Source organism: Wohlfahrtiimonas larvae (genome assembly GCF_002006755.1).
GTDB classification, from domain to species: Bacteria; Pseudomonadota; Gammaproteobacteria; order Cardiobacteriales; family Wohlfahrtiimonadaceae; genus Wohlfahrtiimonas; species Wohlfahrtiimonas larvae.
In genome coordinates this window covers 1-24,969 of record NZ_MVDO01000113.1, presented here as the reverse complement: position 1 = coordinate 24,969, position 24,969 = coordinate 1, and the positions used below count along the sequence as shown (strand labels likewise).

At 37.3% G+C, this 24,969-nt stretch carries 19 protein-coding genes; 15 read left to right on the top strand and 4 right to left on the bottom strand.

Annotated features, from left to right (window positions below; all coding sequences use genetic code 11):
- The first annotated feature begins 4 nt into the window (after positions 1-4).
- From rpoC to BZK14_RS06955, 4 genes are all read left to right on the top strand, one after another.
- Positions 5-4,159, top strand: a complete 4,155-nt coding sequence (rpoC, locus tag BZK14_RS06970; RefSeq protein ID WP_077925817.1) for a DNA-directed RNA polymerase subunit beta' — start codon at positions 5-7, stop codon at positions 4,157-4,159.
- A 70-nt stretch (positions 4,160-4,229) separates the two neighbouring features.
- A complete protein-coding gene (nusB, locus tag BZK14_RS06965; RefSeq protein WP_077925816.1) occupies positions 4,230-4,661 on the top strand; it encodes a transcription antitermination factor NusB in 432 nt (143 codons plus the stop codon).
- A 26-nt stretch (positions 4,662-4,687) separates the two neighbouring features.
- A complete protein-coding gene (locus tag BZK14_RS06960; protein WP_077925815.1) occupies positions 4,688-5,806 on the top strand; it encodes a PilT/PilU family type 4a pilus ATPase in 1,119 nt (372 codons plus the stop codon).
- Positions 5,807-5,874: 68 nt separating this feature from the next.
- Positions 5,875-6,615 (top strand): tRNA threonylcarbamoyladenosine dehydratase, encoded by a 741-nt coding sequence (locus BZK14_RS06955; protein WP_077925814.1) that lies wholly within the window; start codon positions 5,875-5,877, stop codon positions 6,613-6,615.
- A gap of 67 nt (positions 6,616-6,682) precedes the next feature.
- Here BZK14_RS06955 and BZK14_RS06950 read toward each other — a convergent pair whose 3' ends face one another.
- Positions 6,683-7,324 (bottom strand): invasion associated locus B family protein, encoded by a 642-nt coding sequence (locus BZK14_RS06950; protein ID WP_077925813.1) that lies wholly within the window; start codon positions 7,322-7,324, stop codon positions 6,683-6,685.
- Between the two features lie 182 nt (positions 7,325-7,506).
- On the opposite strand from BZK14_RS06950, the gene gmk reads away from it, so the two are divergent.
- The 10 genes from gmk to BZK14_RS13280 all read left to right on the top strand — a co-directional run bounded on the left by gmk (position 7,507) and on the right by BZK14_RS13280 (position 19,731).
- Entirely contained in the window at positions 7,507-8,139 is a 633-nt protein-coding gene (gmk, locus tag BZK14_RS06945) for a guanylate kinase (RefSeq protein ID WP_077925812.1), read from the top strand.
- 74 nt (positions 8,140-8,213) lie between these two features.
- Complete coding sequence (rpoZ, locus tag BZK14_RS06940; RefSeq protein ID WP_077925811.1) at positions 8,214-8,474, top strand: DNA-directed RNA polymerase subunit omega; 261 nt, start codon at positions 8,214-8,216, stop codon at positions 8,472-8,474.
- Between the two features lie 20 nt (positions 8,475-8,494).
- Positions 8,495-10,681: a RelA/SpoT family protein gene (locus tag BZK14_RS06935; RefSeq protein WP_077925810.1), complete on the top strand. Its 2,187-nt coding sequence runs from the start codon at positions 8,495-8,497 to the stop codon at positions 10,679-10,681.
- Positions 10,682-10,685: 4 nt separating this feature from the next.
- Complete coding sequence (locus tag BZK14_RS06930; RefSeq protein WP_245831218.1) at positions 10,686-13,022, top strand: CHASE2 domain-containing protein; 2,337 nt, start codon at positions 10,686-10,688, stop codon at positions 13,020-13,022.
- A complete protein-coding gene (locus BZK14_RS06925; protein ID WP_077925809.1) occupies positions 13,019-14,236 on the top strand; it encodes a ribosomal protein uL16 3-hydroxylase in 1,218 nt (405 codons plus the stop codon). The genes BZK14_RS06930 and BZK14_RS06925 overlap by 4 nt, the downstream gene beginning before the upstream one ends.
- Positions 14,226-14,702: a DUF192 domain-containing protein gene (locus tag BZK14_RS06920; RefSeq protein ID WP_245831216.1), complete on the top strand. Its 477-nt coding sequence runs from the start codon at positions 14,226-14,228 to the stop codon at positions 14,700-14,702. The genes BZK14_RS06925 and BZK14_RS06920 overlap by 11 nt, the downstream gene beginning before the upstream one ends.
- A gap of 94 nt (positions 14,703-14,796) precedes the next feature.
- Positions 14,797-15,063 carry a 30S ribosomal protein S15 gene (gene rpsO / locus BZK14_RS06915; protein WP_077925807.1) on the top strand — a complete coding sequence of 89 codons (267 nt, stop codon included), beginning with the start codon at positions 14,797-14,799 and terminating at the stop codon, positions 15,061-15,063.
- 233 nt (positions 15,064-15,296) lie between these two features.
- Positions 15,297-17,402: a polyribonucleotide nucleotidyltransferase gene (pnp, locus tag BZK14_RS06910; RefSeq protein WP_077925806.1), complete on the top strand. Its 2,106-nt coding sequence runs from the start codon at positions 15,297-15,299 to the stop codon at positions 17,400-17,402.
- A 173-nt stretch (positions 17,403-17,575) separates the two neighbouring features.
- Positions 17,576-19,408, top strand: a complete 1,833-nt coding sequence (locus tag BZK14_RS06905) for a hypothetical protein (protein ID WP_077925805.1) — start codon at positions 17,576-17,578, stop codon at positions 19,406-19,408.
- Positions 19,409-19,557: 149 nt separating this feature from the next.
- Positions 19,558-19,731 carry a hypothetical protein gene (locus BZK14_RS13280; RefSeq protein ID WP_171973659.1) on the top strand — a complete coding sequence of 58 codons (174 nt, stop codon included), beginning with the start codon at positions 19,558-19,560 and terminating at the stop codon, positions 19,729-19,731.
- A gap of 110 nt (positions 19,732-19,841) precedes the next feature.
- On the opposite strand, the gene acuI is transcribed toward BZK14_RS13280, so the two are convergent.
- Genes acuI through BZK14_RS06890 form a run of 3 tightly spaced genes read right to left on the bottom strand, consistent with a single transcriptional unit; the run spans position 19,842 to position 23,259 of the window.
- The gene (acuI, locus tag BZK14_RS06900) at positions 19,842-20,819 is read right to left on the bottom strand and encodes an acrylyl-CoA reductase (NADPH) (RefSeq protein WP_077925804.1); all 978 of its coding nucleotides are present in this window, start codon (positions 20,817-20,819) and stop codon (positions 19,842-19,844) included.
- A gap of 1 nt (position 20,820) precedes the next feature.
- Positions 20,821-21,966, bottom strand: coding sequence for a glycerate kinase (locus tag BZK14_RS06895; protein WP_077925803.1), 1,146 nt, complete (start codon positions 21,964-21,966; stop codon positions 20,821-20,823).
- Positions 21,967-21,975: 9 nt separating this feature from the next.
- Positions 21,976-23,259 (bottom strand): GntP family permease, encoded by a 1,284-nt coding sequence (locus BZK14_RS06890; RefSeq protein ID WP_077925802.1) that lies wholly within the window; start codon positions 23,257-23,259, stop codon positions 21,976-21,978.
- Positions 23,260-23,417: 158 nt separating this feature from the next.
- On the opposite strand from BZK14_RS06890, the gene BZK14_RS06885 reads away from it, so the two are divergent.
- The coding region (locus BZK14_RS06885) for an OPT family oligopeptide transporter (protein WP_077925801.1) at positions 23,418-24,969 on the top strand (1,552 nt) is incomplete at its 3' end.

Genomic DNA, 24,969 nt, shown 5'->3' with positions numbered 1-24,969 from the left:
AACAATGAAAGATTTAATGAATTTATTTAAAAGTTCGGACAATGTTAAGAACTTTGATGCGATTAAAATTGGTTTATCTTCGCCTGAAATGATCCGTTCGTGGTCATTTGGTGAAGTTAAAAAACCAGAAACAATCAACTACCGTACATTTAGACCAGAGCGTGATGGTCTATTCTGTGCTCGTATCTTCGGACCAGTGAAAGATTACGAATGCTTGTGTGGTAAATACAAGCGTTTGAAGCACCGTGGTGTTGTATGTGAGAAGTGTGGTGTTGAAGTAACGGTTGCTAAAGTGCGCCGTGAAAGAATGGGTCACATTGACTTAGCATCACCAGTTGCACATATTTGGTACTTAAAATCATTACCAAGCCGCATCGGTTTGTTATTGGATATGACATTACGTGATATCGAAAAAATCTTGTATTTCGAATCATTTGTTGTAACAGATCCAGGTATGACACCGTTAGAACACGGTCAAATCTTAACGGATGAAGAATTCTTAGACATCATTGAAGAACATGGTGATGAATTTGAAGCAAAAATGGGTGCAGAAGCAATTTTGGATCTATTGAAAGCTTTAGATTTAGAGCAAGAAGTTTCTCGTCTACGTGAAGAATTGGAAGAAACTGGTTCAGAGACTAAATTCAAACGTTTATCTAAGCGTTTGAAATTGATCGACTCTTTCATTCAGTCTGGTAACAAACCAGAGTGGATGATTTTGACTGTATTGCCAGTATTACCACCAGATTTACGTCCATTAGTTGCTTTGGATGGTGGTCGTTTCGCAACTTCAGATTTAAATGATTTGTATCGTCGCGTTATCAATCGTAACAACCGTTTGAAGCGTTTATTAGAATTAAGCGCGCCAGATATCATCGTACGTAATGAAAAACGTATGTTGCAAGAAGCTGTTGACTCATTGTTAGACAATGGTCGTCGCGGTCGTGCAATCACTGGTACTAACAAACGTCCATTGAAATCTTTGGCAGATATGATCAAAGGTAAACAAGGTCGTTTCCGTCAGAACTTATTGGGTAAACGTGTTGACTACTCAGGTCGTTCTGTAATCGTGGTTGGTCCTACATTGCGTTTGCACCAGTGCGGTTTACCGAAGAAAATGGCTTTGGAATTATTTAAGCCATTCATTTTCTCTAAATTGATCTCTCGTGGCATCGCTGTAAAAATTAAAGCAGCTAAGAAATTAGTTGAGAAAGAAGCGCCAGAAGTTTGGGACGTTCTAGAAGAGGTAATCTCAGAGCATCCAGTATTATTGAACCGTGCACCAACATTGCATAGATTAGGTATTCAAGCATTTGAACCAATCTTGATCGAAGGTAAAGCGATTCAGTTGCATCCATTAGTATGTACAGCATTCAACGCCGACTTCGATGGTGACCAGATGGCTGTTCACGTACCATTATCAATCGAAGCACAGTTAGAAGCTCGTGCATTGATGATGTCTTCAAACAACATTTTATCACCAGCAAATGGTGAGCCAATCATCGTTCCTTCTCAGGACGTTGTATTAGGTTTGTACTATATGACTCGTGATCGTGCACGTGTAAAAGGCGAAGGTATGATCTTTGCTGATTACGCCGAAGTATTGCGTGCATATCAATCTAAACAAGTTGCTGTGCATGCAAAAATTCAAGTGCGTTTACCTGCATATATGTTTGAAGATGCACAAGAGGGTGAAAAGGTACGTCGTGTAACAACTACTGTTGGTCGTGTACTTTTATCTGATGTATTACCAAAAGGTTTACCTTTTGCATTAATTGATCGCGCTTTAACTAAGAAAGTAATTTCTGGCTTAATTAACCAAGCGTATCGTCGTTTGGGTTTAAAAGATACAGTAATTTTTGCTGACCGCTTGATGTATACAGGTTTCTATTATGCGATGCGTTCAGGTTCTTCTGTTGGTTATGAAGATATGGTAATCCCAGAAGAAAAAGCTGGCATTATTCGTGAAGCAGAAGCAGAAGTGAAAGAAGTTCAAGAACAATACGCGCAAGGTTTGGTGACAAACGGTGAGCGTTATAACAAAGTTATCGATATTTGGTCTCGTACAAACGAAGAAGTTGCCAAAACGATGATGAAAAACTTGAGTAAAGACCGCAATATTGATGCTGATGGTAATGAAATTTTAGAAGATTCATTTAACTCAATCTTTATGATGGCCGACTCAGGTGCTCGTGGTAGTGCGGCACAGATTCGTCAGCTAGCTGGTATGCGTGGTTTGATGGCAAAACCAGATGGTTCGATCATCGAAACACCGATCACAGCAAACTTCCGTGAAGGTCTAGACGTTCTTCAATACTTCGTATCAACACATGGTGCTCGTAAAGGCTTGGCGGATACGGCATTGAAAACAGCTAACTCAGGTTACTTAACACGTCGTTTGGTTGACGTTGCACAAGATCTAGTGGTTGTAACAGAAGACTGTGGTACGACAGATGGTCTATTAATGACACCAACTGTTGAGGGTGGTGATGTTATTGAGCGTTTGAGTGAGCGAGTATTAGGTCTAGTGACTGCACAAGATGTTTATATCCCTGGTTCAGATGAAGTATTGTTCCCAGCAGGCACGTTGATCGATGAAGCAGCAGCTGAAATCCTAGATGATAAAGGTGTGGATGAAATGATCGTTCGCTCTGCTATCACATGTGAGAATTTATTCGGTTTGTGTGCTAAATGTTATGGTCGTGACTTAGGTCGTGGTCACTTAGTTAACCCAGGTGAGTCAGTAGGTGTTATTGCCGCTCAGTCAATCGGTGAACCAGGTACACAGTTAACGATGCGTACGTTCCATATCGGTGGTACTGCATCACGAGCTGCAGCAGTTTCAAGCGTACAAGTTAAAACAAAAGGTTTGTTGAAACTTGTTAAGATGAAAACTGTTAAAAATAAAGATAACCAATTGGTATCAACATCTCGTTCAGGTGAAATCATTATTACGGATGAATTCGGTCGTAATCGTGAGCGCTATAAGGTACCTTATGGTGCAACATTAGCGGTTCATGAAGGTGAAGAAGTTAACGTTGGTGATATCGTTGCAACTTGGGATCCACATACATATCCAGTTGTTGTAGAAGCATCAGGTTTTGTGAAATTTGAAGATTTTGATGAAGGCATCAATGTTCAAAAACAAACAGATGAAATCACTGGTTTGACTCATTTGAGCGTATTAGATTCTAAATCACGTGGTGCGGGTAAAGATAAGCGTCCTGCAATTCATGTAGTGGATGCAAATGGTGATCCATTAACATTACCAGGTACAGATATTGCTGCAATTTATACATTACCAGTCGGTGCAATCGTTTCATTGAGTGATAATGCTGCTGTTTCTGTGGGTGATGTATTAGCTCGTATCCCACAAGAATCATCAAAAACTCGTGATATCACGGGTGGTTTGCCACGTGTTGCTGACTTATTTGAAGCGCGCCGCCCGAAAGAGGCTGCAATCTTGGCAGAGATTTCTGGTATCGTGAGCTTTGGTAAAGAGACTAAAGGTAAACAACGTTTGGTATTAACAGATCGTGAAGGTAATACTTACGAAGAGTTAATTCCAAAATGGCGTACAATCAACGTGTTCGAAGGTGAAAGCGTTGAGAAAGGTGAGATCATCGTTGATGGTGAATTAAGCTCTCATGATATCTTGCGTTTATTGGGTGTTAAAGAATTAGCGGCTTATTTGGTGAAAGAGATTCAAGACGTTTATCGCCTACAAGGTGTAAAAATCTCTGATAAACACATTGAAGTTATTATCCGTCAAATGTTACGCAAAGTTGAAATCGTGGAAGCGAATGATTCTGAATACATTAAAGGCGAGCAAGTTGAGAAAACTCAAGTGCTTCGTGATAATGCTCGCTTAATCAAAGAAGGTAAAGTACCTGCGACGTATGAACCGATTTTATTGGGTATTACGAAAGCTTCTTTGGCAACTGAAAGCTTTATCTCAGCGGCATCGTTCCAAGAAACAACACGTGTATTAACAGAAGCTTCTGTTCGTGGTTTACGTGATGAGTTACGTGGTTTGAAAGAAAACGTTATTGTGGGTCGTTTGATTCCTGCTGGTACGGGTTTGGCTTACCATGATGAACGTCGTAAAGAAAGAGAACAAGAGCATGAAGGAACTGAATTATTCATCAGTGCTGAGTAATTCAAAAATGTAAATATAATTATAAAAGCATCTACTTATAGATGCTTTTATTGTTTATGAGGAAATTAGGATGTCAAATAAACGTGAATTTGAACGTATGATGTGGGCAAGACGCTTTACATTACAAGGTTTGTATGAATGGCAAGTATCACAAAGCCAAGTGGAAGAAATTGAGAGACATCTTGCGGAAAATCCAGATTTTGTAAAGGCAAATAGAGAGTCTTTTTCTAATATGTTGCGTGGTGCAATTCGTGGGCAAGCAGAAGCTAATACTTTGATTGAACCATTATTAGATCGTCCAATAGAGCAATTGGATTTAGTCGAGAAAGCTGTATTATGGATGGGATGTTATGAATTATTAACACATCCTGAGACACCTTATAAAGTGATCATCAATGAATCAGTCAATTTAGCAAAAAAATTCGGTGGTGATCAAAGTTATAAATTTATTAATGGCGTTCTTGATAAGGTTGCGAAGAAGGTTAGAATAGATTATCAATAATCATTAAATCATCTGAGAATAATATAATGGACATATCTCCTTTTCTCCGTTTCATGGTAGAAAAAAATGGTTCGGATTTATTCATGTATCCGAATGCGCCAATTTGTATTAAATTAAATGGCATCGTCCATCCGTTGAGCCGTGAAACATTATCAGCAGATACTGTAAAAACTGCAATTTTTAGTTTATTAACAGAGGCTCAAGCAGAAGAATTTAATCGTGAGTTGGAATTAAACTTTGCGATTAAGCTAGATGATGGTGCGCGTTTTAGGGTTAATATTTTTAAACAACGTAATGAATACGGTATGGTTATTCGTTATGTTAAAGCTGTTATTCCACGAATGGAAGATTTGCGTGTTCCTGAAATATTTAAAGATATTATTATGGAAAAACGTGGATTGATCTTGGTGGTAGGGTCAACTGGGAGTGGTAAATCGACAAGTTTAGCCTCTATGATTGACTATCGTGCGACTCATACAGCTGGGCATATTTTAACTGTAGAAGACCCTATTGAGTTTGTGTATGAGCATAAGCGATCAATTATTGGACAAAGGGAAGTTGGGTTAGATACTCATAGTTATGAAAATGCTTTGGAATCTGCAATGCGTGAAGCACCTGATGTTATCTTGGTGGGTGAAGTGCGTAATACTGAGATTATGAAGGCTGTGATTAACTTTTCTATTACAGGGCATTTATGTTTAACAACATTACACGCCAACAATGCTATTGGTGCGTTAGATAGAATTGTGAACTTTTTTCCTGAATCGGCTCGTGCACAGTTATTAGTAGATTTATCATTAAATATTAAAGCGATCATTTCACAGCGCTTGGTGAAAGGATTGGATGGAAAATTAGTACCTGCTGTTGAAGTTATGCTGAATACTCCTTATATTCAGGAACTGATTATGAAGGGTAAATTAGATACAATTCCTGATGCAATGGAGAATGGTGGGACAACGGGTATGCGCACGTTTGATCAAGCATTATATGATCTATATGTGCAAGGGCTTATTTCTGCAGAAGAAGCTGTTGCTAATGCCGATTCTAAAAATAATGTTTCTCTACAAATTCGTATGGGCGATGTTCGTGGTGTTTCGCGTGAAGAATTAGTTGGTGAATCTAAGTTTAAATTAAAACAATACTAGCTCTAAAATAAGTCATGGACTAAGCACTGATAGCGCAGTTATTAGTGCTTTTTTGTTGGGAGAATATTATGGATTATGAACGTCGCTTCTCAGGTTTGAATCGTTTATATCAAAAAGAAGCTACGGATATCTTACAGGCATCACATGTGATTGTTGCTGGTGTCGGTGGTGTCGGTTCTTGGTGTGTTGAAGCTTTAGCACGTTCTGGGATTGGCCATTTAATTTTGATTGATTTAGATGTTGTCGCTGAAAGCAATATTAATCGTCAGTTACCCGCATTAACTTCAACTTTAGGAGAATCTAAAATTGAAGTTATGGCTCAGCGCATTTATGAGATCAATACAAATTGTCAGGTTACATTGATTGATGATTTTTTGACAGAAGATAATCTAGATGAATTACTTCAACAATTTGATCGTAAAGAGACATGGATTATTGATGCGATTGATAATGTTCGTGTAAAAGCTGCCTTGATTGCTTGGGCAAAACGTCATAAGTTTAAAATCATTGTCAGTGGTGCTGCCGGTGGAAAGATCGATCCACAGTCTTTTAAATTGGATGATTTGTCTAAAACTTATCATGATCCTTTATGTGCTAGTTTAAAAGCAACATTGAAGAAAAAATATAATTTAGGCAAAGAGGGCACAAAACTCAATGTACCTACAGTTTTTTCTACAGAAAACATGCAAGGCTCACATAAAGGTAAAGGGGGGCTTAATTGTGCGGGTTATGGTTCTATTGTGACAATGACAGCAACGATGGGCATGATGATGGCGGGTTATGTTGTGAATAAGATTGTGGATAACTAAGTGGATAAAATTATTAGATAATAAAAAAACCTGATTTAGAAAATCAGGTTTTTTTAAAGTTTATAAATTATTTAGATTGTTCTAACAAATCAGTGTAAGCAGCAGAAAAACCTTTTAATGGTGTTGTTGCTTTGATGTGTAATGGACTATCTTTAGGAGCATTGGCATCAAATGTGAAATTCACAAATAAATTGCTGCCTTTTTGGAATTGCTCTAATAATTTTCCTTTTACATCCACATCCATTGGAAGCGCTGCGATACAGCCAAAGTTTGTACAACGTTCAAAATTGATTTGTGCAATGTCAGTATCGATATCTTTTTCTTTACCTGCTTCATCAGTACCTTTGACAGTGATATAAATTTTACCTTTGTCATTATTACTATTTAAACGAATTTGCAAGCCTTCACTTAATTGAACATCTAATGGTGCAGCAAAGACCATTACAGGTGTTTTATCGAATAAAGTGATTGATGTTCTTAAGATAGGTACTTGGCGTTGTTCATCTTTTTTCTTATCTTTATCAGCGGGTGCTGTCATCGTTGTTTGATGAAACATTTGGCACTCTTTCTGATTGTTAGGTGCAGCAAAACATTCAACCGTCCAATCTTGATGTTTTTTCTTATAAATTGAATCATTTGATTGCTGAGCATTTGCACCTACTAATAAAGCAGATGAGATCAATGTTGCAGCCATTACTTTTTTAAACATAATATCCTCATTAAAATGAAGTTAAAAATTGTCGACTATTGGATTATTCTACTCGTATTTGTTGTTAAATCAAGGTAAATCCTTTGTATTGAAGAAGAATTCTGAGGGGTGAGTCTTACAAGTTGTGGCTAATTTTTGTATAATAGTTTCTCCCTATATATATGAGAGAAAGTGAGTGAAAAATGTGTGAGCGCGAAAAGTTCTTAGGCAATCTTTACGTCATTTCATCACCTTCTGGTGGTGGTAAAACGACATTGGTTAGCCAATTACTTGAATGTACACCAGATATTAGCCGAGTGGTAACACACACGACACGACCACCAAGACCGAACGAAAAAAATGGTGTGCATTATCATTTTGTGACAGCGGAAGATTTTTTAGCATTGAAAGAATCAGGTGGTTTTGTAGAAACAGCCCAAGTTTTTAATGCTCATTATGGTACTTCATGGAAAGAAGTTAAGTCGAAGTTAAGACATGGTATGGATGTTATTTTAGTGATTGATTGGCAGGGTGCGGAACAAGTGCGCATTAGTCATCCTGAAGCAATCTCTATTTTTATTTTACCACCATCATTAGAAACATTGCGAGCACGCTTATTTGCGCGTAATGAAGATAGTGTTGCAGTTGTAGAAAATCGAATGAAAGATGCAAGTAATCAGATTATGCATTATAAAGATTTTGATTACTTAGTAGTGAATGATGACTTTGATATTGCGTTGGCAAACTTACGTTCAATCATTATGGCAGAGCGTTTGAAAGCAGATCACCAAAAGGTTCGACATCAATTATTGATCTCATCATTATTGCAATCGTAATATTTCAATACGCTAAGTTAATATTTTAGTTATTATTAAGACAGAATACTGTAAAAATTTAGGAGTTTTATTTTATGGCACGTGTAACCGTAGAAGATTGTTTAGATAAAGTAGAAAATCGTTTCCAATTAGTTTTATTGGCTTCTCGCCGTGCTCATCAACTAGCGTTAGGTGCAGAGACTAAATTGCCTGCGTCTCATGAAAAAGTGACAGTGATGGCACTACGTGAAATTGCAGAGGAGTTGATTACAGTGGATGAAATTAAAAAGTTAAATGTGAAGCCAAAACCTGTAATTGTTGAAAGCTTTAAACCTGAAACAGCTTTTGAATTTTAATTAGCAGATTGGATCTTACTATGGAACCAATTAAGCTCCCTGAAGAAATGGCTCTCTGGAACGAAGCATTTTTTGCAAAAGTATCAGAGTTAGAGGCTCGTATAAGCCGATATATGACCAAAGCTGAAACAGCTAAGGTTCGAGAGGCATGCATTTTTGGAGCGTGGGCTCATCAAGGGCAATCTAGAAGCTCAGGTGAGCCTTATATTTTTCATCCCATTGAAGTCGCATTAATTTTAACGCTAGTGCAATTGGATATTCATTCCATTGTTGGTGCTGTTTTACATGATGTGATCGAAGATACAGATATCACATTTGATGAAATTAAAGATAAATTTGGCCGAGAAACAGCAGAAATTGTGGATGGTGTCAGTAAACTGACTAAAATTCGTTTTAGTTCTAAATTAGAGGCAAAGGCTGAAAATTTTAGAAAGATGATTTTAGCAATGACCAAAGATTTGCGCGTCATTATGGTTAAGTTGGCGGACCGTTTACACAATATGCGAACATTAGGTGCTTTAGCGCCTTATAAGAAACGTAGAATTGCTCGTGATACTTTGGATATTTACACGCCTATTGCAGCGCGCTTAGGTATGTTTGCATTACAAGTTGAGTTAGAAAATCTATGCTTTGAAAATATTTATCCGATGCGCTATCGAGTCTTGCAAGAGTTTGTGAATAAGAAGCGTATCTCTCAAGGTCCAACAGTTCAAACGATTCGTGAGGCCATTCAAGAAAAATTAGACATTGTTGGCATTTCTGCACGAATCTCTATTCGTGAAAAGCACAGTTGGAGTTTATATAAAAAACTTCAAAAGCGTGGTTCCACCAGTCAGCTATCAGATATTTTCTCCATTAGAGTAATTGTTAATAGTACAGATGAATGTTACCGAGTATTAGGTATTGTTCATAGTTTGAATAAGCCAATCATTGGCCGCTTTAAAGATTTTATTGCTATTCCTAAAATCAATGGTTATCAGAGTTTGCATACCGTTGTTTTTGGCGCGAATATGCTACCTGTAGAAGTACAAATACGCACAAAAGAGATGCATATTATTGCAGAAGCAGGCGCAGCTGCGCATTGGCGTTATGGTGAGGCATATCGCGAACAAAATTATACAAAAAATAAGACTCGCGAATGGCTAGATTATGTAACAGAATTGCAAAATAGCATGCTGTCATCTGAAGAATTTATGGCTTCTATGAAAGAGGATCTCTTTCCTTCAGAAATTTATGTCTTTACCCCTAATGGACGTATTATGGAATTGCCTAAAGGTTCAACTGCGGTTGATTTTGCATATGCAATTCATTCTGATATTGGTAATCATTGTATCTCAGCTAAAGTAGATGCAAAGTTTGCACCAATCTCTCAGGTATTGATTACTGGGCAAACAGTAGAAATTCAAACATCACAAAGTGCCCAGCCTAATCCTATGTGGCTAGAGTTTGTGAGAACAGCGAAAGCAAGATCGGCAATTCGTGGTTATCTTGGTAAGTTAAGCTATGATGATACAGTTGTGATTGGCCGTAACTTATTAGAAAATGCGATGAAGCAAAAAAATATTGCGTTGACACAATTGACAGATACAGTATTGGCACGTTTAGCAAAAGAGTTACAAGTTGAATCTGTTGAAGATATGTATGCTGGGATTGGTTCTGGCAAACGCCCTGCGTCATTCATTATCAATCGATTAGAAGCCCATGGCTTGGATGTTGAACAAGAATTTAAACATTCGCATTATACAGTTCAAAATAGTGATACAGTTGATGGTGCTGGTGGTCGTGAGTTAGTTTTTTGTGATAAATGTTATCCAATTCCAGGTGATAATATTATGGGCTATTGGCATCCACGCCAAGGTGAACTAGCTGTACATCGAACCGATTGTCATGTCGCTGTAGAGGCACTCAAACATTTAGAGCGCTGTTATCCTTTAGTTTGGAATCATAATAAAGATAGAGCTTTATTCCCCGTCCAACTTTATTTTGTCATTAAGAATCAACGTGGTGTTATTGCAGAGATTACTAAAGAATTAGTAGAGATGGATGTTAATATTAATGACTTACGTACGCAGTCAATCAATGGTGATTTTAGCCATATTTGGATGTTGATCCATGTGCCTGATAGAATTTTCTTAGCGAACGTATTTCGACATTTAAAAAAATTAGAAAATGTCGTACGAATAGGACGACAAAACGACGAGGCTTGACTCATTGGTTCGTGATTGGTTTGATAAAGATAAAGGTCGCTTTCGACTAGTAGTAACCGCCTGCATCCTGATTATCATGATGATGGGCATGTACTTGTTTTTTAAATCATCTTCTGTGACCAAGAACCTTTCATACTCTTTATATGATTATTTTATAGAAAGTAAAGTTCAGCCTGCTGTTAAAGATAGCGATCTTGTTATGATCGTGATTGATGATAAAAGTATTCGAGCACTAGAAAAGATTTGGCCTTGGCCTAGAGCATATCATGCAGGATTAATTACTGAATTGACTCGTATGGGCGTAAAGGTTATTGCTTATGATATCCTTTTTACTGAAAGTAGCTCAAGCGATGCTATTTTAGCTAAAGCCATTGATAAACATGGGGCAGTTGTACTGCCTAAACCCTTATTTTTTTCATCGGATGGGCTAGTACCATTTGAAGATATCGCTCATTTTGGCCATGTTGAAGTGAATATTGATAGTGATGGCGTGGTGAGATCTGTCGATCCATATTTAGATGGTATGCGCAGTTTTTCTTTTGCTATATTGAATGCGTTGTCAGATGTTGATCCTAAACAGAAAACTGCACGAGAATTGTATGCAGGTAATTTAAATGAACCGATTCGTTTTATTTATTCTTCAGAAAGAACATATCCTACTTATTCTTTTTCTGATGTTTTAATGGGAAGGATCGACCCTTCAGAATTTAAAGATAAGATTGTTTTTGTTGGTGTAAGTGCTACAGGTATTGGCGAACGCTTGAGAAGCTCATCATTACGTAACAGTACATTTAAAACAGGCGTTGAAGTACAGGCATCTATTTTTGAAGCATTACGTAGTAAGGCTGTTACAGAGTATTCTAGTGGCTTATTTGACAGCATTGTCACGATGGTATCCATTGTTATTATTGCATTGGTAGCAATTTTTGCTTCTCCATTGGTGACTGTAGGGTTTTTATTACTATATATTGGCTTTTTAACTTGTAGTACATTCTTATTATTTTATTTCCAGAATTATTGGTATTCGCCGATCGCATTGGCATTTGCTATGATCAGCATTATCTTTTTGTATACTATTGCCCAGATTCATGTGCGTTTAAAAGAAGCAAATCGTACTCTGAATTTAAATGTTGCAGATAGAACTAAAAAGCTTGTGATATCAAATTTGCGTTTAGCTCAAGAAATGAATGAGAAAGAGAAAATCTGGGCAGATTTGAGAGATAGTGAAGAGCAACTTAAGGTTTTGCTGGATGGTTTGCAGATAGGTATTGTATCAACAGATGATGAAGGTCATTTGATTACTGCAAATAGTACTGCTTTGAATTTTTTTAATCTTCAAGTGGTTGAAGAGGCAGAAACATTAGAACATTATTTTAAATTTGATGTTGCTCATGGTGGCGCTCAGATTAATACTTTGGAAATTTTTAGAACATTGTTAAATGCTAGAGAATCAAGTCAATTAGAATGTGTTTTAGTCTCAAAAAACCCACGATATAATGGTATTCCAACGGCATTATTATTTTCTCGTTTAAGCTCATCAGATCGTCAAAACAGTTTTGCTTGTATCATCCGAGATATCAGTGATCAAAAACGGGCAGAATTTATCACGCAAGAATTTGTGGCAACAGTATCACATGAGTTGCGAACACCGATTACTTCTATTAAAGGTTCTTTAGGTTTAATGAGTAGCGGTATTACAGGGGAAATTCCTGCAAAGGCACAAAAACTATTAGAACTAGCTTCCCGTAATAGTGAACGTTTATTAAGTCTTGTAAATGATATTTTGGATATTCAAAAGATACAATTAGGGACTTTGGATTTTCATCTCAAAACAGTGGATATAGTGACTGTTGTACGTCAATCTGTAGAAGTAAATGAGTTATATGCTCAAAATTTAGGTGTTAAAATTATTTCTGAATTACCATCTTATCCTATTTATATTATGGGTGATTCTGATCGACTGACACAAGTGATGAGTAACTTACTATCTAATGCAGCGAAATTTTCTAAGCCTGAAAGTCAAGTGGATGTTCGCGTTATATTAGAAGGCAAAAAAGTTCGTATAGAAATACAAGATTATGGTGTAGGTATCCCAGAAAGTTTTAAAGATAAAGTCTTTATGAAATTTGCCCAAGCTGATGATGCTAAGCATCGTTCTAAAGGAACTGGGCTGGGATTGAGTATTTCTAAAGCATTTATTGAAAGAATGGGTGGCACAATTCACTATGATTCAGTGGAAAATGTTGGCACAACATTCTATTTCTATTTACCACTGGCTTCTATGGAAGAAGTGACAAATTATATTTCAGATCAAAAAGCGAAAAAGGATATTTTCTTATGATCAAATCAAACAAACCTGTGAAAGTATTAGGTGGGTTGACGGCTGAAGAGTTTTTTAGAGATTATTGGCAGAAAAAACCTTTATTTGTGAAAAATGCATTTCAAGATTTTATAGATCCAATGACTCCTGATGAAATTGCAGGATTAAGCTGTGAAGACGGTGTTCCCTCACGTTTTGTATTTGAAGAGCGCAATTGGGAATTAAAATGTGGACCTTTTGCTGAGCAAGATTTTGCTAATTTACCTGAGAAAAAATGGGTATTGTTGGTGAATGATGTGGAAAAATTTATGCCACAAATGCGCGTTTTATCTGATCCTTTTAATTTTATTCCTGAATGGCGCATGGATGATCTTCAAGTTAGCTATGCTGTGGATGAAGGCACTGTAGGCGCACACTGGGATGATTATGATGTATTTTTGATTCAAGGTATGGGTAAAAAGAAATGGCAAATTAGTTATGATGAAGTTTCTGAAAATGATTTTGTAGAAGGTTTACCTATCCGTTTGATTGAAAAGTTTAATGTTCATGAAGAGTGGATTGTAGAACCGGGTGATTTGTTGTATCTACCGCCAAGAATTGGGCACTTTGGTGTTGCAATTGGTGAAAGTATGACTTGGTCAGTAGGTTTTAGAGCGCCTAAGCATCGTGAGATGATTCATGATTTTGTGGAAGATATTATTCAATTTACCGGTTCAGATGTACGTTATTCAGATTCTGACTTAGTATCTCGCGAGTTTTCAACCGAGTTGAGTGATGATGACATTGATCGTGTGATGAAAGTAATTCAAGAAGGTTTATCTTATAATCGTGATTTGGTTGCGGATTGGTTTGGCCGTTTCATGAGTGAATGTAAGGAAGGGCAAGAGCCTGAAACTTTGGATGAAGAATTTAGCCAAGATGAAATTCAGGGATTATTGGAAGATGGCGCAGATATTGAACGCGTACCAACAGTTTCTTTATATTTCAGAGAAACAGTAGATGAAGTTGTGATGTATGCGAATGGGGAATGTTTTGCATTAGATAAAAAACATACGAAATTGGTTCAATTCTTATGTGAGAATCGTCAATATAGTCCAGGTAAAATGTTGCAATTTTTGAAAGATGAAGTGGCAGCAGAGTTTGTGGTGGATTTAGTCAACCAAGGTATCTTGGCATTTTTTGATGCAGATGACCATGATCATGAATGCGATGAGGATTGCGATCATGATCACTAATTGGAAACAAAGATCAGTAGCACTATTGACGTTATCTTTAACATTTGCAACGGCTGGTGAGTTTTGGCAAGAACGCAATGAGCAGCATGGGCAATCACATTTGCCTTTGGCGGATATTGTGATCAATGATAAAACCATTCAGGTTGAGTTAGCAACCACAACAAGAACGCAAGCTTATGGCTTAATGAATCGTTTGATTTTGCCAGAAAATCAAGGGATGTTGTTTGTATTTAACCAAACTCAGCCATTGAGTTTTTGGATGAAGAATACAAAGATACCTTTAGATATTCTGTATTTTGATGAAGAAGGTAGATTGGTTGATTTTGCAGAAGCTGTGCCATGTTTAAATGATCCTTGTCCATCTTATCCTTCAAAAGTACAAGGCAAATATGTGCTTGAAATTGGTAAAGGTGAGCGTAAACGCTTGGGCATTGAAATTGGTGATCAGTTGAAAAAGATAGATTAGGCTTTTGTTTTAACAAAAACATCGGTATAATTGTCATCAATTATGCTGTCATCGCCATTGACACAATATTATTTTATTTGGAGTTTTGTACTTTATGTTAACAACAGAAAAAAAAGCAGCAATCGTTGCTGAGTTCGCACGCGGCGAAAACGACACAGGTTCTCCTGAAGTTCAAGTTGCACTTTTAACTAATAACATCAATGCATTGCGTGCTCATTTTGATGCTCATAAAAAAGATCATCACTCACGTCGTGGTTTGTTGCAAATGGTTAACCAACGTCGTAAATTGTTGGATTACTTGAAGCGTAAAGATTTAGCGCGTTATCAAACTTTGATTGAGCGTTTACAATTACGTCGCTAATATTGAATATTATGCGTATGAATATGTAGTGAATAGCCCTTGCAGTTTATCTGTAAGGGCTTTCATTATTGAGTGGTAAAAGGGTTTTGAAGGGTTCTGACAGAGCATTTTTATATTAAAGGATGCTTCATAAAAAGTATATGTGATGAAGTGATTCAGAGAATGTTTTGTCAGCTCCCTTGGTATCAAAAACTTTTACCAAAATTTGTTTAAAACTTATAAAGGTAAAAATAATGGAATTAAAAGCTATTAAAAAAGAATTTATGTATGGCAATCAAAAGGTTGTCTTAGAAGTTGGTGAAATTGCTCGCCAAGCAAATGCTGCAGTTATGGTTGATGTAGAAGGTACAGTTGTATTCGTTACATGTGTTGCTTCTACAAAGTTTGATCCTACTCGTGATTTCTTTCCATTAACTGTGAACTACCAAGAGCGCACATATGCAGCTGGTAAAATTCCTGGCGGTTTTTTCCGTCGTGAAGGACGCCCTTCCGAAGGTGAAACATTGATCGCACGTTTAATCGATCGTCCATTGCGCCCATTGTTTGCAGATGGTTTCACAAACGAAACTCAAGTTATTGCAACTGTTGTTTCAATTAATCCAGAAGTGAATCCAGATATTCCTGCAATGATTGGTGCATCAGCGGCTGTATCATTAGCAGGTTTACCATTCGAAGGTCCTTTAGGTGCTGCGCGTGTTGGTTATGACAATGGTGAATACTTGTTGAACCCATCTAAAGAACAATTGGCAACATCTAAATTAGATTTGGTGGTTGCGGGTACTAAAGATGCAGTGTTGATGGTTGAATCAGAAGCTGAATTATTGAGCGAAGATGTAATGCTAGGTGCAGTAATGTTCGGCCATGAAGCAATGCAAGTTGTGGTAGATAATATCAATGCATTATGTGCAGAAGTTGGTGTTACTAAATTTGAATACGAAACTGTAGAGAAAAATGCTGAATTAGAAGCAGCAGTTAAAGCATTTGCCACAGATAAATTAGAAGCAGCCTATACAATTTCTGTGAAAGCAGATCGTTATGCTGCAATTGATGCATTACGTGCTGAAGCAATTGAAGCATTGATTACAGAAGAAAATGGTTACACAAAAGATGCAATTAATGCTGTAATTGATGATATGAGCTATCGTTTAGTTCGTGATCATATCTTGGATGGCAAGCCACGTATCGATGGCCGTGATACAACAACTGTTCGTCCAATCATTTCTCGAGTTGGTGTTTTACCTCGTACTCACGGTTCTGCATTGTTTACACGTGGTGAAACTCAAGCATTAGTTGTAACAACTTTGGGTACAGATCGTGATGCACAAATCATTGATGCATTAGATGGTGAATATAAAGACAAATTCTTGTTCCATTACAACTTCCCTCCATATTCTGTAGGTGAAACTGGTATGGTTGGTTCACCTAAGCGTCGTGAAATTGGTCATGGTCGTTTAGCAAAGCGTGGTGTTCAAGCTGTATTGCCAAGTATGGAAGAATACCCATACACAGTACGTGTTGTTTCTGAAATTACTGAATCTAACGGTTCAAGCTCAATGGCATCAGTTTGTGGTGCATCATTGTCATTGATGGATGCAGGTGTTCCTTTGAAAGCGCCAGTAGCTGGTATCGCAATGGGCTTGATCAAAGAAGGTGATCGTTTTGCTGTATTGACAGATATCTTAGGTGATGAAGATCATTTAGGCGATATGGACTTTAAAGTAGCAGGTACAACGGATGGTATCTCTGCACTTCAAATGGATATCAAAATCACAGGTATCACGAAAGAAATTATGGAACAAGCATTAGCACAAGCTAAAGTTGCACGTTTACATATCATCAACGAAATGAGCAGCACGTTGAATACTTCACGTGAAGAAATTTCTGAATTTGCACCACGTTTCACAATTTTCCGCATCAATCCTGATAAGATCCGTGATGTTATCGGTAAAGGTGGCGTAACAATTCGTGGTATCACTGAAGAAACTGGCGCGGTAATCGAAATTGAAGATGACGGTACAATTAAAATTGCTGCATCTAACGCTGATCAAGCAGCAGAAGCTAAGAAGCGCATTGAAGAAATTACAGCTGATATCGAAGTGGGTAAAATTTATGAGTCACCAATCGTTCGCATCATGGACTTTGGTGCATTCGTTAACTTAATGCCTGGCCGTGATGGTATGGTTCACGTTTCTCAGATTCCTTCTGAAGAGCGTATCCAAAACGTATCTGATCACTTGAAAGTTGGCCAAGTTGTACGTGTAAAAGTATTAGAAATTGATAAGCAGGGCCGTATCCGTTTAACAATGAAAGATGTAGATACCGGCTGCTCAATAAATTAATGTGATAGTATGATAAACCGAGAGTAATCTCGGTTTTTTTATGTCAATAATTCATCTAAAATTATTGATTTAAATTTTATAATCATTACGATAAGATTTTTTATGTAAACATTTGTAATATAATTGATATCATCTACCTATATACTCAAAGATATAAAAGGAATGAGTCCTTTATGATGAAAATCATATGCTTTTTATTGTTATTAATTCATGTAGTTGATGCTAAAGCATCAGATGAGCTTTCATCTGAGTTGAATGAGTTTATGGTTTTACAACCGATATCTGATCAATATTTTGAAAATAATGCTTATATTGGATGGATGGGACTAACATATCCGAGAGAAGATTGGTTAATCGCGTATCGTGATATTTTTAAAATTAATGATGAAACCTTAAATCAGCGAGCTCATGATGGCCGTCTCATTACAAATTATTTTGCCAATCCAACACAATCAATTTTTCAGTTTTCCGCTAATAAAACTATATTGAATGACCTTTTTGGTTATGATGCGAAATTGATTGAGTTAAAAGATGACTTAGGTGGGCAAAAATTATTGAGTTTTAAGCAGGAATCACTAGATAATAAACGATACCTTTATACAAAAGATTTCTTTGCCTGTGCTGAGTACCTTGATAACTTATGCTTAACAAAAATGTTGAGCCGATCGACTTATATTCAAAAAACAATTAAGAGAAATCAACAGCTTTTAGATAGATTTCAAGTCTTAGTAGAAACTTCTCAGTATAACTATGCATTATTTCATAATGATTTTAATGCTTCAGCAGATACTGTGCCAAGTTCAGGAATGATTAAATTAATTCAACTATATTTAACAGATGCCATAATGAAAATCACTCAAGGTGATGTTGATGAGGGGTTAAATCAATTAGTACTTGTTAGGCAGTGGATTGATCTTATATTTCATGAAAAATCTAAAGCTGCGTTATTACATTTTTTTGTTAATATTTCTGTGACACAATTTTTAGATCAAAGTATGAATGCATTATTAGACAGTGGTTTCTTGGATACCATGATGAATGATGCTCGTCTTCAATGGATTGTTAGGCCGTATGCGCCTACAATAGGAAAAAAACTTAATGAAGTTGTATTATTTGAAATGAAACAGGATTTTAAGGATGTGGCTTATCCTTATATTCGAATTTATACATCACCTGCTCATCAATTTACTTTTACCGAGGAAGATGAGTTTATTATTTTATCTTTTTTGAAGGATTTTGGTGTGATTCTCTCACCAGCTTTAGAGGAGATATATACAAAACGATCACAGACAGCGAAGGAGCAAAGCTGGTCTAAATTAATCAGTCTTAAACGTTCTACTCAGTCTGTTGATAAAACATGGTTAAACACAGCCCCTGCTACATATAATACGCAATCACGATCTTTAGATAGAAGACGCGGTTTAGATATATTACAAAGTCGCCAAGAGCGGTTTTTGCAAGTTTTAACTGACTGGTATCAGGATTATTTTCAAACATTAGGTATTTCTCCTAAGGAAGCATTATTATCTCTGAATGAGATTTATCCATCCATTGAGTTTTATAATGATTACTTTAATTTGTTACAGATCTTATCATCCGATAAATATCTACAACAGCATCTCTCTCCAACTTTTTTAGAAGAAACTTTAAAAGATAAAGTGATGCCTAAAACACTAGAGTTTGCACAAAAACTATCAGCTTATAGTGATTTTAATCATTATTGGATGCGCCTGTATGAACAACAAAATTATCATCAAATGGTCTATTTAAAATATCTAGTGATGAAGGATAAAATTCCTACCAAAGACATTCCTATGTTTTTACAAAACAAAGGGGATATTGCGCGCCATACGATTTCTAAGAATCCTTATTTGTATGATCCCAATACAGGTAAACTTTCCACACCTTTGCCTAAAAATAATAAATATTTACCAGTGCATATTAAAACACTTAGGTTATATGATAGTAGTATTAAAAACTTTGAAGTTATTTTTCCCAAATATTAAAAATTTAATATTTGAAATATCAATTTGATGACGAATTATTTAATGATTAGAAAAGTGATATGTATCTATGATTAAATTAAAATCCCTCTGTCGTTGTTTTTGAGCGATATAATAGTGCACTTTCAAATACTATAAACAGGGCAAATAAAATGAAAAAATGTCATACATGTGGGAAAGAACTGATGGTTGCATTCTTCAATGAACAATCTGGTGATGACTGTGTGTTTTGTGCTGATGATAGAATCACGCTCGAGAGAACTCAAAAACATGATTTTGAAGAAGTTGAAGATATGAGCTGTGCAGGCGGTGCATGTACTTTGTAAAATATGGTAGTGAATAGAATAAAACCGAGCATTGCTCGGTTTTATTCTATTGGTTTATGTATGGACAGATAAATTGGGTTATCCAAAGATCCTGTGGGTAAGTTTGTGAATTAGATCTTCACAACCAATCGACCTTTAATTTCACCATTGATGATCTTATCAGCATTTTCAATCACTTCATCCAATGTGATTTCTGTACGAATATTTGCCAATGTTGCAGGGTCAATCAACTCAGCTAATCTGCTCCAGGCTTCAATGCGATCAGGCAGTGGGCGCATTACGCTATCTACACCACGTAAAGTCACATTACGTAGAATGAATGGCATCACTGTGCCATTGAGATCAAAGCCTTGTGCTAAACCACAAGCAGCAACACAGCCGCCATATTCAGTGGCAGCCAATACATTCACAAGCGTATTGCTACCCACAGAATCAATCGCACCAGCCCAACGCATTTTTTGTAATGGTTTACCTTTATCTGATAACTCGTGGCGATCAATGATCTCTTTTGCACCTAATTGATAAAGGTATTCATGTTCGCTTGCTTTACCTGTTGCTGCAATCACGTCATAACCTAATTTGGTCAATAGAGAAACTGCAAAGCTACCAACTCCGCCAGTTGCACCTGTGACTAAAATTTTGCCTGATTCAGGTGTTAAGCCATGTTTTTCTAGTGCGATGATGGACAGCATTGCTGTGTAGCCAGCTGTACCAATTGTCATTGCATCGATTGGTGAAATTGCTTTTGGTAAATGAATGAGCCATTCTGATTTTAATGATGCTTTTTCAGCCAATCCACCAGAATGAACTTCACCTACGCCAAAGCCATTTAGTATAACGGTATCGCCTATTTTAAAACGATTGGATTGACTCTCTGTGACTTTACCCACTAAATCAATGCCCGGTGTTAATGGGAATGTCCGAACCACAGGATTCTTATTCGTGATCGCTAAAGCATCTTTATAGTTCATTGTAGATGCAATCACATCAATTTTTACATCACCTTCAGGGAGCTGATCTTCATTCAAATCTGTTAACGTTGCTATGTAATCAGGATTTTTATCAATCACGATTGCTTTGTAAGTCATATTAACCTCTTGTTTTCATTCCAAGTTGATAAAGGATTGCAATGTTTCTGGATAATGATAACAGATTATCTGCGGTATCTTTCAATGCTTTTTCTAGCGTTTCTGGACGCTGTGTCACGGTAAATACTGTATCAATGCCATGATCATGAACATAATGCGCATCATGCCCAAGTGAACCTGCAATACCAATCACAGGCTTGCCAAATTTTTTGGCGGTTTTAGCAACGCCAATTGGTGTTTTGCCAAAGATCGTTTGGCGATCAATTTTACCTTCACCTGTGATCACAAGATCGGCATTTTTGACTGCATCTGCAAGATTCACAATATCTATCACAATGCGAATGCCCGGTTTCAATTGCCCTTTTAGGAATGCTAGTGCCGCAAACCCCATACCTCCAGCAGCACCTGCACCACGCGCAAAGCGATGATCTTCATTGAATAGGGTGGTTGCGATATCTGCATAATGATCTAAGGCTGAATCTAATGTTTGTACATTTTCTTCTGTCGCACCCTTTTGCGGTCCAAAAATTGCAGAAGCACCACGCTCACCAACCAAAGGATTATCCACATCACAGGCAATTTCAAATTCACATTCTTGAATGCGCGCATCAAAATTACTGAGATCAATGGTATGAAGTTGTTGCAATGCAGCACCACCCGCAGATAAAGGCTGTTGGTTGTGATCAAGGAATTGTGCGCCTAATGCTTGTAACATGCCTGTACCGCCATCATTGGTCGCGCTGCCACCAATAGCAAGGATAATTTTTTTTGCACCATGATCTAAAGCATGACGAATCAATTCGCCTGTACCATAAGTTGTCGTGATTAATGGATTACGTTCATGAGTGGATAACAATGTTAATCCACTTGCCGTTGCCATTTCAATGATGGCAACTGAATCATTGTCTATTAAACCATAATGAGCAGTTACTTTGCGTTGTAAAGGATCATTCACTTCAACCGCTACTAATCGACCATCTTTTGCATCAACGATGGCTTGTAATGTTCCTTCGCCACCATCCGCAACTGGGATTTTTGAAAAAGTTGCCTCAGGAAAAACAGACTGAAATCCTTGCTCAACGATATTGGCAATTTCTAGAGCACTCAAGCTCTCTTTGAATGAATCTGGGGCGATAACAATGTGCATAATGGCTCCTTAGAAAATTGCGAATACGCCGAAAATTAAAGTAGAAACGATTGCTAAAACTAAACCAATCAATGTTTCATATGGGATTAATTTTAAACGCTCTTTCATATCCATATTTACAGCACCGCCTGTTGCGTGGAAGAAGCTACCATGTGGCATATGATCTAATGTTGTTGCGCCTGCATGAATCATTGCAGCAGATGCCAAAGCAGGAATACCTAAGCTTAATAAAATTTCACCGAAAGAGCCGGAGGCAACAGCGGTGCCTGCAGTGGTAGAGGCTGTTGCTAATGACATTAATGAGCCTGAAATAGGTGCCAACATATAGTCAGGTAAATTAGTTGCATTAATTAAATTCACCATAGTGGTTTTCAATTCAGAAGAGCCAATGATGCCAGCTAATGTGCCTGTACCCAATAACATAATGGCAACGCCTGACATTCGATGTAAGCCAGAGATTGCATAATGGTTAATATGTTTCACTTTACCCATCATAATTGCACCGATTAAACCGCCCACAGGTAATGCAATCATAGGGTCAATGGTGATTTTAGCGATTGGACGCAGTGCCAACAATAAGATTGCAGCAATGGGGCCTGAAATGGCGCATAAAAACTTTGGTAAATCAGTATTATCAACAGTTGTTAGATCTGTGGTATGAATGTTACTGCCTTTTTTGGTTAACCACTTTGCCAAAAAGTATGTAGCAATTAGGCCAAAAATTGCAGGAATAATGCCGGCTGCCATTAAACTTGTCATTTCAATATTGAAAAAATCAGAAGCAGCAATTGTATTAGGGTTGGGCGACACAATATTGCCAGCTTTACCACCGCCAACCATTGCCAATAAAATAGCCATTTTAGATAAATTAGCTTTATGGCCAATTGCTAGAGCAATCGGTGCAACAGTGATGATTGCAACATCAATGAATACGCCAGACATTGTTAAAATACAAGTGGCAAGAATTAATGCTAAGAGGGCTTTAGCTTCACCAACTTTGCGAATGATAGTTTCTGCAATGATGAGTGCAGCACCAGATTCGATTAAAACACCTGCTAATACGCCTGCTGCAATGATGCGTAAAACAGCTGGCATGATACCTTGAGCGCCTTGCATCATTGTGCTTACAGTAGTTGTGAGTGCTGTATCCATCGATGTTTGGAATATTAATCCTACAAAACCACCCACAAAAGCACCAATTAACATGCCATAAACTGGTGGAACTTTTCTGAGAATTAGAACAATGGCGAGTATGAGGGCAATAAGTGCACCCGTTAAAGTAATGGTCATGATTTAGCTCCGAGTGATAAGTTGTAGTGTGATTGTAGCGTATTTTGTACTTGAATTTATTGAAAAATAATTGGCAATCTATTGATATTAGTAGAAGAGGTTTACATTTTTATCCATAAGCGTATATTCAATAGCTTGTAAAAAAGTATGATCGGAAATTTATGAAGGACTTAAAAGAATTAACAGTGCGTGGCATTATTTTAGGTGCACTGATTACAGTTGTTTTTACAGCATCTAATGTTTATTTAGGCCTAAAGGTTGGCTTGACATTTTCCTCTGCAATTCCTGCAGCGGTGATCTCAATGGCAGTCTTAAGATTTTTCAAAGGCTCCACAATTCTCGAAAATAATATGGTACAAACTCAAGCATCAGCAGCTGGAACATTATCTTCTGTGATATTTGTGATTCCAGGTTTATTGATGATAGGTTATTGGCAAAATTTTCCATTTTGGCTAACCTTTGTTGTTTGTTCTGCAGGCGGAATGCTCGGTGTTTTATTTTCTATTCCATTACGCCATGCGATGGTTGTGAAAAGTAATTTGCCCTATCCTGAGGGTGTTGCAGCAGCTGAAATTTTAAAAGCTGGTTGTAATACAGATAGCAAAGAAGGTGCAGAGTCTTCAAAAGAAGGTTTAAAAGATATTTTATTCGGTGGTTTAGTCGCTTCCATTGTGACACTTTTCACAAGCGGCTTTCGCGTATTAGCAGGTAGCGCGTCATTATGGTTTACGCAAGGTAAAGCAATTTTTCAATTACCGATGGGTTTTTCATTGGCATTGTTAAGTGCGGGTTACTTAGTGGGTATTGTTTCAGGCATCGCGATCATTTTGGGTTCAATCATTGCTTGGTTTATAGTTGTACCAATTTTAAGTAGCACAGCAGATTATGGTACTTTCACAAGCTTGGCTGATCATGCTATGACGATTTGGGCAAAGGATGTTCGTTTTATTGGTGCTGGTATGCTGGCAATCGCAGCTTTATGGACTTTAATTACATTGTTGAAGCCTGTGATTGAAGGGGTCAAAATGTCTTTGGGTGCTTTGAAGGATGAAGAAGGCAAGGGTGTTGACCGTACTGAGCAGGATTTATCACCGAAAACAATTTTTGCAATTATGTTTGCAATGTTGTTGATCCTTGTGGGTACATTTTATGTATTTGTACAAGATAGTGGATTATCTGCGGGTATTGCTTGGACATTGGTCATTTGTGCAGTAATTTTTGCATTCATCATGGGTTTTTTGATCGCAGCAGCAAGTGGTTATATGGCTGGTTTAGTGGGGTCATCAGCTAGTCCAATTTCAGGGATCGGTATAGTTTCCATCATCGTTGTTTCATTGATATTATTAGTAATTGGTGAAAGTGATGGCTTTTTAGGAACAGAAAGTGGTCAGCATTTTGCTACTGCTTTGGCATTATTTACAACAACGGCGGTATTAGCGATCGCATGTATTTCTAATGATAATTTGCAAGATTTAAAAACAGGTTATTTAGTACATGCAACACCATGGAAACAGCAAGCTGCATTATTGATCGGCTGTATCATTGGTGCATTGGTGATTGCACCAATCTTGGATGTGTTATATCAGGCTTATGGTTTTACAGGTGCATTACCGCGTGCGGATATGGACCCTACTCAAGTATTGGCAGCACCACAAGCAACATTGATGAGCACAATCGCAACAGGTATTTTTTCACATAATCTACAATGGACGA

Bases quoted from the DNA above. Each gene is read 5' to 3' on its own strand.
- BZK14_RS06895 (WP_077925803.1), bottom strand. From the start codon at position 21,966: ATGCACATTGTTATCGCCCCAGATTCATTCAAAGAGAGCTTGAGTGCT.
- rpoZ (WP_077925811.1), top strand. From the start codon at position 8,214: ATGGCACGTGTAACCGTAGAAGATTGTTTAGATAAAGTAGAAAATCGT.
- BZK14_RS06960 (WP_077925815.1), top strand. From the start codon at position 4,688: ATGGACATATCTCCTTTTCTCCGTTTCATGGTAGAAAAAAATGGTTCG.
- BZK14_RS06955 (WP_077925814.1), top strand. From the start codon at position 5,875: ATGGATTATGAACGTCGCTTCTCAGGTTTGAATCGTTTATATCAAAAA.
- BZK14_RS06950 (WP_077925813.1), bottom strand. From the start codon at position 7,324: ATGTTTAAAAAAGTAATGGCTGCAACATTGATCTCATCTGCTTTATTA.
- nusB (WP_077925816.1), top strand. From the start codon at position 4,230: ATGTCAAATAAACGTGAATTTGAACGTATGATGTGGGCAAGACGCTTT.
- BZK14_RS06935 (WP_077925810.1), top strand. From the start codon at position 8,495: ATGGAACCAATTAAGCTCCCTGAAGAAATGGCTCTCTGGAACGAAGCA.
- BZK14_RS13280 (WP_171973659.1), top strand. From the start codon at position 19,558: ATGAAAAAATGTCATACATGTGGGAAAGAACTGATGGTTGCATTCTTC.
- rpsO (WP_077925807.1), top strand. From the start codon at position 14,797: ATGTTAACAACAGAAAAAAAAGCAGCAATCGTTGCTGAGTTCGCACGC.
- BZK14_RS06925 (WP_077925809.1), top strand. From the start codon at position 13,019: ATGATCAAATCAAACAAACCTGTGAAAGTATTAGGTGGGTTGACGGCT.
- gmk (WP_077925812.1), top strand. From the start codon at position 7,507: ATGTGTGAGCGCGAAAAGTTCTTAGGCAATCTTTACGTCATTTCATCA.
- pnp (WP_077925806.1), top strand. From the start codon at position 15,297: ATGGAATTAAAAGCTATTAAAAAAGAATTTATGTATGGCAATCAAAAG.
- rpoC (WP_077925817.1), top strand. From the start codon at position 5: ATGAAAGATTTAATGAATTTATTTAAAAGTTCGGACAATGTTAAGAAC.
- BZK14_RS06905 (WP_077925805.1), top strand. From the start codon at position 17,576: ATGATGAAAATCATATGCTTTTTATTGTTATTAATTCATGTAGTTGAT.
- BZK14_RS06920 (WP_245831216.1), top strand. From the start codon at position 14,226: ATGATCACTAATTGGAAACAAAGATCAGTAGCACTATTGACGTTATCT.
- acuI (WP_077925804.1), bottom strand. From the start codon at position 20,819: ATGACTTACAAAGCAATCGTGATTGATAAAAATCCTGATTACATAGCA.